Genomic DNA, 12,740 nt, shown 5'->3' with positions numbered 1-12,740 from the left:
TGCTTTGTTTATCTTTGCTGTAAAAAGAATTAACTGTGCTAGAGATTGTATATGAGGATGCGCATTACGTGGCCATCAATAAACCGAACGGCTTATTGGTACACCGCACGCGCATTGCCGAGGAAAAGAAAGAGTTTGCCCTGCAACTGCTGCGGGACCAGCTAGGTTATCATGTCTACACCATGCACCGGCTCGACCGCGGCACTTCCGGCGTGCTGTTGTTTGCCAAGTCGCCGGAGGCAGCCACGCCAGTGGTGAAGGCCTTTGAGGCCCGGGAGCCGGATAAAACCTATTATGCTATCGTGCGGGGGTTTGCCCCAGAAGCCGGCACCATCGACAGCCCCATCCGCCCGGATAAGGACCACCAGCACAAGGAGCCACAGGATGCCATTACCCATTACGAGCGGCTGGCCACGGTAGAGTTGTCAATTCCGGTGGGACGCTACCAGACAGCGCGTTACAGCTTGGTGAAGGTGACGCCGGAAACAGGCCGCATGCACCAGATACGGAAGCACTTCGCCCACATCCGCCACTACATTGTGGGAGATAAGCGCCACGGTGACTGGCGGCACAACAAGATGTTCCTGGAGGAGTTGGAGAGCCCCTACCTGCTGCTGCACGCCGCAGCGCTAAGTTTCGTGCACCCGTTTACAGGCAAGGCTATAAGTATAAAGGCACAGTTGCCGCAGAACACGCTGCGCCTATGCCAGAAGTTCGGTTGGCTGGATGTGCTGACACAGCAGGAAGCGCTGCCGCAACCCCTGCCCCAACCTGTTACCCTCGCTTAAGGAAGCGCCGCACCATTTCCAGCTGCGTACGGGCCACCAGGTCATTTTTAGCGTCGGCATTCAGTACCGTAAGCATGTAGGCCATCGGCGAGAGGCGCCAGTCCTGCAACACTTCACCGTTTTGGGAGCGGTAAACCGGCTTAAAGTTCTCTTGCAGAGGCACGTGCATGCTGTTGCATACTTCGGTAGCCCGCCGGATGGCCTGGCTCAACTCATCCATACTTTCGCAACCATGCTGCTGCAGCAGGTCTGAGGCGTAACAAGTCAGCTCTTTATCGGCAAGGCTATCCAGGAAATTATCCAGCGGTGCATAGGTTCGGGTCTGTTCTAGGGTTACTAACATGGCAACGTATGGCTATAAATTGGTCACTCTACATATCAGGCGGCCTTTGCTTTACGCAAGTCGCGGAGGCGCTCCAGCAAGTCCCGCTCTTCTGCGCTCAGGTTGGTAGGCAGCGCTACCTCTATCTTTACGTAAAGATCGCCGTGTTGGCTGGCATGCCCGTAATGCGGCATGCCCTTGCCCCGAAGGCGTAACGTCTTGCCGCCTTGTGTGCCGGCCGGGATCTTTAGCTTTACCACACCGGTCATGGTAGGCGCCTGCACCTCTCCGCCAAGTATGGCTGTGTACATATCTACAGGCAAGGTCGTAGAGAGGTCGTCGCCGCTGCGCTCAAACCGGGGGTCGAGCAGCACCCGCACGTTGATATAAAGGTCGCCGGGTTCGCCACCGCCCGGTGCCGGCGCGCCTTTGCCTTTGATGCGCAGCACCTGCCCATCGGCCACGCCGGGTTTAGTGGTAATGCGGAGCTGCTGCTCGTTTACGTTCAGCAGGCGGCTGGTGCCGGAGTAAGCTTCCTGCAACGTGACTTCCATATCAGCCTGGTAGTCCTGCCCTTTACGGGCACGCTGCCCCCCGAAGCCTCCACGGGCACCGCCAGCTCCAAAGAACTGCTCGAAGAAATCGGAAAAGCCACCGCCTCCGGCGCCGGCGCTGCCAAACATATCGCCGAAATCGCCCTGAAAACCTCTGAAGCCTCCGCCTGGCTGGCCGCCGTGGTATTGCCCGCCGGCCCCGCCTCCAAAACCTCCCTGCTGAAACTGCCGCCAGTTGGCGCCCAATTGGTCATATTGCTTGCGCTTGGCTTCATCACCCAGCACCTCGTAGGCTTCGCTTACGTCCTTAAACTTCTCCTCCGCCTGCGGGTTATCTTTGTTTTTGTCCGGATGAAGTTTCTTTGCCAAGGCACGGTAAGCTTTCTTGATGTCGGCCTGAGATGCTTTTTTGTCTACTCCGAGTATCTTGTAGTAGTCCTTGTATTCCATAGTTGTCTGCGGTTTCTATATGATACGTTTTCTGTTGTGCCTGTTGTTTTGGGTCCCGGATTCAGATGCGAGCAACTCCTCCAGGCTCCCTTCCTTTTCCGCGCTGTTTGCGCCCTTCGGATAAAGCCTAGACAGGCAAAGCCAGGCTATGGTTAAAACGTTATGCCACTAAATATAGTAAACAGTTAAAATACATGACAGCCCATGAGCGACACCACATCTGACGAAATCTTGGCAAAGCTGGTTTCTAGAACCAATAGGGTTGTTTTCACCTATGACGTGGAGGCAGCCAGGTTCACCTTCTTGAACAAGGCGTTCAGTGATGTATGGCAACGCACAACGGCTAGTGTTTTGGCCAACCCGGCTATACTTCTGGAGAGTGTGCACCCGGATGACCTGACCTATCTGGAAAAAGAATACCGCGACTTGCTGCATGGCGTTCTTAAAAACCAGGTAGAGATGCGGGTACTACTGCCCGACAAGTCCGTGCGCTGGCTAATGCTGTACCCCGAGTTAATCCTAAGCCAGAGTGGCCAACAGTTTATAGCAGGCTTTGCCGATGATATTACCATGGCCAAGGACAACATAAACAGCCTGGAGAAGTATGGGGCGAAGAAAAACTCCGTGCTCGAGATCCTGTCGCACGACCTGGCCGGGCCGCTTGCCAACACCCGCTCTCTGGCGGAATTACTAAGGGAATCTACGAAAAAGTATGAGAATGCTGAGGTGAACAAGATCATCCATATTATCAGGGAGAGCGCTGAGCGAAGCGTGCGCCTGATACGGGATTTTGTGCAACAGGAGTTTCTGGAGTCTGCCCAGTCTGACTTGATGAAGAGGCGCGTCAACTTGGTAAATAGGCTGCTGGAGATAATAGGTCAGTACAAGGAGGGGGCAGACCATATTCAGAAAGACATCCGCTTTACCACTTCCAGCCAAACGGTTTATGCTTCCGTAGACGAGAACAAGTTTATGCAGGTCATCAACAACCTGCTGTCCAACGCCATTAAGTTCACGCCAGACAATGGCGTTATTTCCGTAGACCTGCAAGAACAGGAAGAAACAGTGGTTATAACCGTAAAAGACAATGGCATCGGCATTCCCAAACAGTACCACGACGAGCTATTCGAAAAATTCACACAAGCCAGAAGGCAAGGCCTGCGCGGAGAGCCAACCACGGGCCTGGGCATGTCGATCATCAAAACGATTGTAGAATGGCACAACGGCCGCATCTGGTTCGAAAGCGAAGAAGACAAAGGCACCACCTTCTTTATTGAGATTCCTAAGAACTAACCTTTGGTCTTTGCCAGAAAGCACGGTAAAAGTAAAAGGGGCACCATAAAAATAGTGCCCCTTCTTTATACTTTAATTCAAGTATTCCTTTAGATGGTGTCTGTTACCACCAGTAAGGCGTGAATGATACCTGGCAGGAAGAACAGCAGGGTCAGGATGATGTTAATCCAGAAGGAGGTGCCGATGCCATCGTGCAGGAACACGGCCAGCGGCGGAAGTATAATGGCAAGGATGATCTCCACCACCGAGGTGCGCGAGCCGCCCTGGCGCATCATTTCTTTCATCTCCTTCTTCAGCTCTTTTTTCTCTACCTTGGTCATGTTAGCCAGTCGCTCCTTGGCCATGGCCAAAGCCTCTGCCTCTTCTACGGTCATCTTGCGCTCTACCAGTTTTACCTCTTCCTTCACAGCCGGTGCCTCTGTTACGGCAGCCGCCTTACGTGGAGCAACCACAGGCTCTTTCTTGGCGCTCGCCTGCAGCACTGGCTCAGGAGCCGCAGCGGCCTCTTTCTCCGCTTCGGCAGCCATGGCTATCTCAGCCACAGACGGGGTGATGTCCTCTACTTCAGCTGCTTCGGGGGCAGGCTTCTGCTTTACCGTATGGTAGGCCTCTGGTTTGTCTGCTGAAAATTTATAGTATTCTGCTGAGCTACAGGAGAAAAGGAATTGCCCTAACGCCAGTACCACAACCAAATGAAGTAAATTCTTAATTCTCATAGTCTTTCTTTTTAGGTTAAAAGTATGTAATCTGATGAAACCTCCACACGCACAAGCATTTGCTCCCCCGGAAGGCCAATAATAGTTTTAATACTACAAATGAAGATATTTTGTTTTCCTAATACACGATTACTTTTCCTTGCCGTCGGGCTTATACTTGGAGAGTACCGCCTCGAGGCTGCGCCGAAGACTTTTTTGCAGCTGCTGCCATGGTTGACCGCCCGTCTCAGGGTACTTCTGGTTTACCTCCAGTTCGATGCCGCTGTACTGCCCCTCCGGAAACTTGCGGCGCAAGTACGTCGGGAATCCGTCGGCGATGCCAAGATACGGATAGTTGAAACGCACCACAAGCTCCGGCTGCTGCTCCCGTAGCGCCTTCTTCCAAGAGCGGCAGAAATCCCGCTCCGTCTCGCGCCTTGGGTCATAAAGCAGCCCGATATCCGCCTGCCGCTCCTCCCCGTCCAGTACCGGTGTAAAACTGTGCACGGCAATGTGCAGCACCTGGTGCCCCACCCTGGTCAGGTCTTCAACCAACTCCTCCACCCGCTCGCGGTATGGGTGATAGTGCTCTTTCAGAACCTGCCGCTGCTCCCGCTCCGGCAGGGTTTTGGTAACGTCGGAAAACAGGCTCTTGTGATGCAAGGAGCGGTTTAGCTCTACCAGCAACCTGGAGGTAGTGGAGTAAAATGTCTTATCAGCTAAATCTTCAAGTGTTTCTAAGAGCTCCAGGGCGCCTTTATCATACCCTCTATGCGATTGCAGGAGCTCCTGCTGCGTGGTAAATAGCCCTGCGTATGCCGGCGGTATCAGGTTGCCGCCGTGCTCGCAGGTCATTAAAATTTTCAACATGGTTCATCTGGTAAAAATACGCTTCCTTTCTGCAGGCACACCGCCAGTCGCCGGTATACCTCCCGGATCATTTCGGCTGAGGGCTCATGGCCCAGAGCGTTCAGGATCCGTTCGGAAAGGTTGCCACGGGAAACAATAACATTCAATGCATTCGCCACCTCCGGCTGCTCTTCCAAGGAAAGCGCGTCCTGCACCAGGTGCTTCCAAAGCTCCCCGGCCGTGCAGTTATCCTCGCAGGAATAGCCTAACAGGCGGAGGTAACCAGGATCCGCCAAAATGGCGGCCTGCCCTTTGGCAATGACTTCTAAAAGTATGGCAGAGAGCCGGTCTTCATCCCATGCCTTCAGGTCCTGAAGCAGCACCCACCGCTCCGCCACCAAGGCCTGCAGCACCTGCACCACTGCCTGCAGCACCGCCAGGTCGGCCACCGGGCTTTCCTGAATGTCCAGCAGGCGGATCTCAATGGTATTGCGCTCAAAGCGGGCAATGGCGCCGCGCGAGTTCAGAAACTCCTCTTGCAGGGTGCCCTCCGGGTCGTACGGGGCCACCTCACGGTACATGGGCTGCAGCACCTGCTCCTCATACGCTGCGTGGCTGAACACCGCCTCCGGAACCACTTTTCCTGTTATACTTGGCAGCTTCTGCTGATTTTGCCGGTATACTTCCAGCCGCGAGTCTGCCAGGCCGGTTACGGCGCCATCCAGTACTGGTGTAGAGGCACTCAGGGCCGGCAGGATAGGCAGCAGCACACGAATGGCCGCGTGCAGCTTCTCGAACTCCGCATCATCGTAAAAGGGCAGGTTCAGGTGCGTGCTCTGCAGGTTGGCCCAGCCGTGGCCGCGGCAATCGAAGATGCGGTTGTAGGCTTCGTACACGGCATTGTGCTCATGTGGCCAGAGCTTTGTCTCAGTGTAGGGGTCCATGAGCGGGTGCGCGCCACTGGGTAGCAGCATGGCCTCATACTTCTCCAGCATCTTGTTAATCTTCTGCACATGCCGCTGAAACTTTTCCTGCAGCTGTGCCAGGCTTTTCACAGGGCCCTGCGTCTTCAGCTCCACCACGTGCAGTACCAACTCGTTGCTCCAGGCAATATCGCCGAACTCTACATCTGACAGGTACTCCCCTACCTCATCGTAAATAAGTTTATCGGTGATGGGCAGCACCTGCAGGGTGTCGCGCTGCACGATCATGTACTCCAGCTCCACCCCAAAACCCTCGAAAAGGTGCAGCGGCTTTTTAGGTTTGTCCATCGGTTCTGCCATTTGCGTTTTTGTGGTTGTCAATGCGTCGCTTTATGGATTTGATGATAGAAGTATAAAGCTCCTTTTTCAGGATCTTGTCTTCTACACCGGCGTCTATACTTGGGTTGTCATTCACCTCTATCACGTAGGCTTTGCCATCAATCTCCTTCAGGTCTACCCCGTAAAGGCCGTCGCCGATCAGGTTGGCAGCTTTCAGGGCCGTGTGCAGCACATGGAAGGGCACCTCCTCGAAAGGCACGATCTCGTCGTCGCCCTCCTCGTCCTGCTTCTTTTTGCCGTTCCAGTTATAGATCTGCCAGTGGCCTTTGGCCATGTAATACTTGCAGGCATAGAGCGGCTGCTTGTCCAGCACGCCAATGCGCCAGTCGAACTCGGTCGGGGTGTACTCCTGCCCGATGATCAACTCGGAGGCCTCGAGCATCTTAGCAAGCTCCTCCTCCAGTTCCTCCTTGTTCTTGGCCTTAACTACGCCTTGCGAAAAGGAGCTGTCGGGCACCTTGAGCACGCAGGGCAGACCCAGCTCCTGCTCCACCTCCCGGCAGTTGTCCTTGTGGATGATCATGGTTTTGGGGATAGGCACCTTAGCCTTTGTCAAGAGCTCGGCCAGGTACACTTTGTTCGTGCAGCGCAGGATAGAAACGGGATCGTCGATCACGGCCAGCCCGTCGGCATAGGCCTTGCGGGCAAAGCGGTAGGTGTGGTGGTTCACGGCCGTGGTCTCCCGGATAAACAAGGCATCGAACTCCGGCAGGCGGCGGTAATCGTCCTTTGTGATCAGCTCCGTGTAGAAACCCATGCCTTCGGCAGCCTCAACAAAATGCTGTATGGCCTTATCGTTGGATGGCGGCGCCTTCTCCTGCGGGTCTACTAGTATGGCCAGGTCGTAGGCCTTGCGGTTAATGCGGGCGCCGGAGAAGCGGTGGCGTGCAAAGTAGGCCTTGGCGAAGCGCTTCAGGAATTTGCGGTGGTCTTCCTGCACCTCGTTGATCGGCACCTGCGAGATGCTCTGCAGCACCCAGTTGTCCTTGTACACGAACTGGGCCCGCAGCAACGGCGCCTGAAAGTGGTCGTGCAAGGCCTTGCAAAGCTTTTCATATTTGGCCGCCAGGTTCTGCCCGAAGTAAATGCTTAGGGTAAAGGTATTCGACTTCAGACCGGCCAGGCTTTTCTGTATCAGGTCTTCTATCTCCACAGTGATGGCGCGCACAATGGTCGGGCTTTTGAGGTCCTGCATGGTAGTTACGCTGGGAATAGGCTTGTGCCCCCGTGCCTCAGCCAGCAGCGACACATAGTAGCCTGCGCTCTGGTAGCGGTGCGAGCGACACAGGTTAAAGATGCGGGCACTGCGGATGTCGGTGTAAGTGGAGTTGGTGAGGTAGGTTTGGGCATCAACTACCTCGGTATCTTCAATCGCCTCCTCCCAGTCTTTGGGATAGTCGACAATAATTATTTTGCGCATGGTTTAGTCATCGAAGGGTTCATAGTTGGCAGGCAGAATGGCAAGCAGGTTGGCATCGTACGTGGCCATGCCTAGCATAATAGAGTTGATGAGGTGGGTCGCCCTTACCTCATAGTAGTTGTCTTTGAAGTAAGGGTTCTCGCGGTAAGGGTCGGCTACCACAACGCTCTTCTGGTCTTCCCCGAAACCGCACAGCACTACAAAGTGGCCCATGGGGTAGCCTTTTACATCGTCGTATAGAGAATTGCCCTGCTCATCGGCAAATTCGCGGGCGCTCTGGTAAAGGTAGGTGGCGCTCAGGCCCGTCAGCAGCGGAATGCCCCGCTCAAAGAAGCCCCGCAGCAGTTGCTTGGTCAGGTCGCGGCAACGGAGCTCGCCGCCCAGCCTCAAAAACTCGATGTAAGCCTGGGTGGCCCGATGCAGTTTTGGCCCTTTTTTATACTTTAACTGCTCCTCCAGTTTCAGGATAATCTCCTCGTTGCTCAGCCCGATCCAGGTGGGGTCGAAGATAAACATGTTGTAGGTGTAAATCCGGACCCGGTAACCGCGCTGCAGGGCATGGCAGGCCAGCAACACCTCCAGGGTTCCGCCCTCGTCCAGTGAGGGAACCTCCTTGATCACATCACTTAGTGAAATTGGATCTTTAAAATAACGGTACACGGCATGCAAGCTCGTGGGGCCGCAGGTGGAGTCATCTGGTTGTGTATGGATTTTGATCGGGATCACCTAAAATCTTCTGCCTTAAAATGGTGCAACAATGTGCTTGTTATACGCTGCAGAAAACAGAAGTTATTGAATATATTAAAGATAATACGTGCTAAAGCTTAGGGTGATTTGGTAAAGAAGCGGGCAGCAATTAGAAATTTTGCCGGAAAGTGCCTATCTTAAGATACACAAGTATCTGATACTATGAGTTGGAGCTTTAAATTAGGGAACCGCAACCGCATTGCACTGGCGCTTGGCTTCGTATTCCTGATTATTATGGCCGCAAACTGGTTTGTGAGCTACAGCATGACGAAGGTAAACGCCCAGTTCGAGTCGGTGTACGCTGACAGGCTTGTGCCGGCACTGGATATATCGACGATGCAGGAGCGTTATTACCAGAACCGACTGTTGCTGGAAGAGCATTTGCTGACAGCATCTGTTGAGGAGGAGCAGCGCATTATGGCTGAGATAGAGCAGAACGAGGCCGACCTGGACTCGCTGCTCGGCAAGTTTCAGGCAACTTACCTGACTACCCAGGAGAGCCAGGACCTGCAGGACTACCTGCAGGCCGGCAGAGACTACTCAAAAACGCAACAAACCATACTGGTGATGAGCCACACCGGCGATAAGGCGGCAGCCCTGGACATGTTCCGCAGGGAAGGCATGGCCGCTTTCCAGGAGCTGCTGCGGCCGCTGCATGCCCTTAGCAAGCTACAGGAGCAGGTAGGCCATGAGCTGTATGAGGATGCTGAGCGCCAGATGAAATCGCTGAAGGTGCTCTCGTATATGGTTATTGCCCTGGCTGTTATACTGGCCGCGCTGGTGGGTGCACTGCTGCAGTCATCGCGCAAGTTAAAGGCGATAAAGCCACAGAAGTACCACCTGAATTAGAAGCAATGGACGCCTGAGCGCATAGTTTTCTGATCAGCCTTTCGTTGCTTCTTCACCGTGGGTAAGATTTTTGAACGCCTGCTGCACGCGCTCAAAATGAAACGCTTTTAAGAGCTGCTGCATTTGCCCGGTAATTTTATCGTTGCACAGGTTGCCGATGCTCCCTTCGTGCGTGTGCGTGGCCTCTGCGGGAGCCTCAAACTTACCCGCCTCGATCTGCTCGCCCACGGTTTTGTACGCATCCCGGAACGGCATGCCCTGCAGCACCAGTTCATTCACGGCATCCACGCTGAAGAGGTACTTATACTTCTCGTCCTCCAGAATACCCTCCTTTACCTGTAGCTGCTCAGCCATGTAAGCCATCATCTGCAGGCAGTTCTTCAGCTCCTGAAAAGCCGGGAACAGGCTTTCCTTCAGCAGCTGCATCTCGCGGTGGTAGCCTGATGGCAGGTTGATGAGCAGCATGCTGATGTCGGTGGGCAGAGCCTGCAGCCTGTTACACTTACCGCGCAGCAGCTCGAACACGTCCGGGTTCTTTTTGTGCGGCATGATACTGGAACCGGTGGTCAGGTGGTCGGGCAGCGTCACAAAGCTAAAGTTCTGGCTCATGTACAGGCACAGGTCCATGCTCATGCGGGCGAGCGTCGCGGCCACAGCTGCCAGGGCCACCGCCACGGTGCGTTCGGTTTTACCCCGGCCCATTTGCGCGTATACCACATTATAGTTCATGCTTTCGAAGCCCAGCAAATCAGTGGTCATCTGGCGGTTGAGCGGGAAAGAGGAGCCGTAGCCGGCAGCGGAACCGAGCGGGTTTTTATCCGCGATCTTATAAGCGGCCAGCAGCAGCTGCATGTCGTCCACCAGGCTCTCGGCATAGGCGCCAAACCACAGGCCGAACGACGATGGCATGGCCACCTGCAGGTGCGTGTAACCCGGCAGCAGCACATTTTTATACTTTTCACTTTGGGCCTGCAGCACCTCAAACAGGGCCTGCACTTCCTGCACTACCTCCTGCAACTGGTGGCGGAAGTACAGCTTGAGGTCTACCAGCACCTGGTCGTTGCGCGAGCGGCCGCTGTGGATCTTTTTGCCCGCCTCGCCTACTCTTCTGGTCAACTCCAGCTCCACCTGCGAATGGATGTCCTCCACCCCCGGCTCAATGGCAAAGTCACCGGCCTCTATACTTTTGTAAATGTTCTTCAGCTCCGCCTGCAGCACCTGTAGTTCATCCACCGTGAGCAAGCCTATACTTTGCAGCATCTGCGTGTGCGCCAGCGAGCCCAGCACATCGAACCGTGCCAGCTCCATATCCAGCTCCGCATCGCGGCCAACAGTGAATTTCTCTATCTCAGCGGCTACAGCCGTATTCTTTTGCCAAAGTTTCATGTGTTAATTTTAAATGAGTGCGTGAGCGAATGCGTGAATTCTTGATGTACTAAGGTGCTAATCGAGAGCTCTTCTTTTAGAAGTGAAAAATCGGATACAGCGTAGATTTACCAGGTATAACAATTTACAACCATCAACCCACAATCACCCTCTCCAGCAACTCAGTGTAAAGTTTAATGCCTTCCTCTATCTCGTGGAGGTAAATGTACTCATCGGCCATGTGGGAGCGGCCGGAGAAGCCTGGTCCCATCTTAAGCGACGGGACGGGCAGCAGCGCCTGGTCGGAGGTGGTGGGTGAGCCATAGGTATGGCGGCCCATCCGGATGCCTGCCTGCACCAGCGGGTGCTCCAGCGGGATGCTGGATGGCCTCAGGCGCATGGAGCGCGGCTTCACCTCCGCCTGTACCTGCTGCTGTATTGTGTCCAGCACCTCCTCCATCGTGTAAGCGTCCGTCAGGCGCACATCCACCGTGAACGTACAGGTATCAGGCACTACGTTATGCTGCGTACCTGCCTGTACCACGGCCACGGTCATTTTCACCGGCCCCAGGTGCTCCGATACCTTCTGGAAAGTGTAATTCTGGAACCACAGGATGTCCGGCAGGGCCTGATAGATGGCATTGATGCCTTCCTCGCGGGCGGCGTGCCCGGCCTTACCGCGGGCCGTGCAGTCCAGTACCATCAGCCCCTTTTCGGCTACGGCCAGGTGCATCTCCGTTGGCTCACCCACAATAGCGGCCTCTATACTTCCCAGCCTGGGGAAAACGATCTCTATACCGTTGCGCCCGCTGATCTCCTCTTCTGCCGTGGCCGCCAGCACCAGGTTATACTTCAAATCCTTCCGGTTGTAAAAGTATAAAAACGTAGCCATCAGCGACACCAGGCAGCCTCCGGCATCGTTGCTTCCCAAGCCAAACAGCTTGCCGTCTGCCATACTTGCCTCAAACGGATCGCGCGTGTAGCTGGCATTGGGCTTTACGGTATCGTGGTGCGAGTTTAAGAGCAGTGTAGGCAGCTGCGGGTTATAGTGCCGGTTAAAGGCCCATACATTATTTTGCTCCCGGTGCACTTCCTCCACCCCGTGTTCTTTAAGAAACTGTAGGATCAGGTCGGCTGTCTTGTCTTCCTCCCGGCTAAAAGAGGGCGTTTGGATCAGGGACTGAAGCAGCGCGACCGCCTGCGGGTATAGTTGCTTCTGTTCCATCAGGTAAGGTGTAGGGTCGTGCCGCTGTAGTGGGCAGTATTTATATTTGTCAGCGCCTCTGCCTCGCAGATCAGCACCTGCGCCACACCCTGCTGCAGGGCGGCAAAGGCATTATCCAGTTTCGGTACCATGCCTGCATTTACTACGCCATCCTCTTTCAGGGTTTTATACTTGCCCAGGTTGATGTGTGGGATTACAGAGGCATCATCTTCGGCGTTTTGCAGCACGCCTTTCTTCTCGAAGCAGTATACCAGTTGTACTTTATACTTTGGAGCTAAGGCCGTAGCCAGCACCGAGGCAATAGTATCGGCGTTGGTGTTGAGCATGCTGCCCTGGGTATCATGCGTAAGTGGGGCAAAAACAGGCGTAAGGCCAGCTTCTACAACAGCCTCCAGCGCGGGCACGTTGATACTTTCCGGTCCGGCCACGTCGCCGGCAAAACCGTAGTCTATGGTTTTAACAGGGCGTTTTTGTGCCGGAATGATGTTGCCGTCGGCCCCGGTAAGGCCGATGGCGTTGCAGCCCAGCGCCTGCAGCTTCGCCACAACCTGTTTGTTCACCAGACCACCGTACACCATGGTTACCAGCTCCAGTGTCTCGGCATCCGTAATGCGGCGGCCTTCCACCATCTTTGGAGTAATGCCCAGCCGCTGGCCAAAGGCAGAGGCAATTTTGCCCCCGCCATGCACCAGCAGTTTCGGGCCCCGCAGCTGCGCGAAATCAATCAAAAACGCTTGCAGCCGCGCCGGGTTATCCAGAATGTTGCCGCCTATTTTTACTATAATCATTGTGTTATGACAAAGGAACTTGTGACAAAAGACAAAAGACCATGTAAGAAGACAAAAGACCATGTAAGAAGAC

At 54.6% G+C, this 12,740-nt stretch carries 13 protein-coding genes; 3 read left to right on the top strand and 10 right to left on the bottom strand.

The features are described 5' to 3' along the window. Positions 1–35: 35 nt before the first annotated feature. Positions 36–788, top strand: coding sequence for a pseudouridine synthase (locus PXG97_RS00895; RefSeq protein ID WP_276495824.1), 753 nt, complete (start codon positions 36–38; stop codon positions 786–788). Here the strand turns inward: PXG97_RS00895 and PXG97_RS00890 are convergent. Next, on the bottom strand, positions 775–1,131 hold the full coding sequence (locus tag PXG97_RS00890; protein WP_276495823.1) for a hypothetical protein: 357 nt from the start codon (positions 1,129–1,131) through the stop codon (positions 775–777). The genes PXG97_RS00895 and PXG97_RS00890 overlap by 14 nt on opposite strands. 35 nt (positions 1,132–1,166) lie before the next feature. Then, complete coding sequence (locus PXG97_RS00885) at positions 1,167–2,114, bottom strand: J domain-containing protein (RefSeq protein WP_276495822.1); 948 nt, start codon at positions 2,112–2,114, stop codon at positions 1,167–1,169. A gap of 204 nt (positions 2,115–2,318) precedes the next feature. Between PXG97_RS00885 and PXG97_RS00880 the strand changes: the two genes are divergently transcribed. Beyond that, positions 2,319–3,407 carry a PAS domain-containing sensor histidine kinase gene (locus PXG97_RS00880; RefSeq protein WP_276495821.1) on the top strand — a complete coding sequence of 363 codons (1,089 nt, stop codon included), beginning with the start codon at positions 2,319–2,321 and terminating at the stop codon, positions 3,405–3,407. Between the two features lie 89 nt (positions 3,408–3,496). Here PXG97_RS00880 and PXG97_RS21450 read toward each other — a convergent pair whose 3' ends face one another. The 5 genes from PXG97_RS21450 to PXG97_RS00855 form a co-directional block, all read right to left on the bottom strand. Next, a complete protein-coding gene (locus PXG97_RS21450) occupies positions 3,497–4,123 on the bottom strand; it encodes a YqaE/Pmp3 family membrane protein (protein WP_338088587.1) in 627 nt (208 codons plus the stop codon). Between the two features lie 129 nt (positions 4,124–4,252). Next, positions 4,253–4,972 carry an N-formylglutamate amidohydrolase gene (locus PXG97_RS00870; RefSeq protein WP_276495820.1) on the bottom strand — a complete coding sequence of 240 codons (720 nt, stop codon included), beginning with the start codon at positions 4,970–4,972 and terminating at the stop codon, positions 4,253–4,255. Then, positions 4,966–6,222: a carboxylate-amine ligase gene (locus tag PXG97_RS00865; protein ID WP_276495819.1), complete on the bottom strand. Its 1,257-nt coding sequence runs from the start codon at positions 6,220–6,222 to the stop codon at positions 4,966–4,968. Before PXG97_RS00865 ends, PXG97_RS00870 begins: the two co-directional genes overlap by 7 nt. Further along, the gene (locus PXG97_RS00860) at positions 6,209–7,693 is read right to left on the bottom strand and encodes a RimK family protein (RefSeq protein WP_276495818.1); all 1,485 of its coding nucleotides are present in this window, start codon (positions 7,691–7,693) and stop codon (positions 6,209–6,211) included. The genes PXG97_RS00865 and PXG97_RS00860 overlap by 14 nt, the downstream gene beginning before the upstream one ends. A 3-nt stretch (positions 7,694–7,696) precedes the next feature. Continuing rightward, positions 7,697–8,419, bottom strand: a complete 723-nt coding sequence (locus PXG97_RS00855; RefSeq protein WP_276495817.1) for a peptidase-C39 like family protein — start codon at positions 8,417–8,419, stop codon at positions 7,697–7,699. A 183-nt stretch (positions 8,420–8,602) separates the two neighbouring features. Between PXG97_RS00855 and PXG97_RS00850 the strand changes: the two genes are divergently transcribed. Next, positions 8,603–9,289, top strand: coding sequence for an MCP four helix bundle domain-containing protein (locus tag PXG97_RS00850; protein WP_276495816.1), 687 nt, complete (start codon positions 8,603–8,605; stop codon positions 9,287–9,289). 33 nt (positions 9,290–9,322) lie between these two features. On the opposite strand, the gene argH is transcribed toward PXG97_RS00850, so the two are convergent. From argH to argB, 3 genes are all read right to left on the bottom strand, one after another. Then, positions 9,323–10,675, bottom strand: coding sequence for an argininosuccinate lyase (argH, locus tag PXG97_RS00845; protein ID WP_276495815.1), 1,353 nt, complete (start codon positions 10,673–10,675; stop codon positions 9,323–9,325). A 133-nt stretch (positions 10,676–10,808) separates the two neighbouring features. Then, on the bottom strand, positions 10,809–11,879 hold the full coding sequence (locus PXG97_RS00840; protein WP_276495814.1) for a M20 family metallo-hydrolase: 1,071 nt from the start codon (positions 11,877–11,879) through the stop codon (positions 10,809–10,811). After that, positions 11,879–12,667, bottom strand: a complete 789-nt coding sequence (gene argB / locus PXG97_RS00835; protein ID WP_276495813.1) for an acetylglutamate kinase — start codon at positions 12,665–12,667, stop codon at positions 11,879–11,881. Before argB ends, PXG97_RS00840 begins: the two co-directional genes overlap by 1 nt. Between the last annotated feature and the right edge of the window lie 73 nt (positions 12,668–12,740).

The organism is Pontibacter litorisediminis (assembly GCF_029360645.1).
Lineage (GTDB): Bacteria > Bacteroidota > Bacteroidia > Cytophagales > Hymenobacteraceae > Pontibacter > Pontibacter litorisediminis.
Note: the sequence above shows the minus strand (reverse complement) of the source record. Positions and strands in the feature narration are given on the sequence as shown.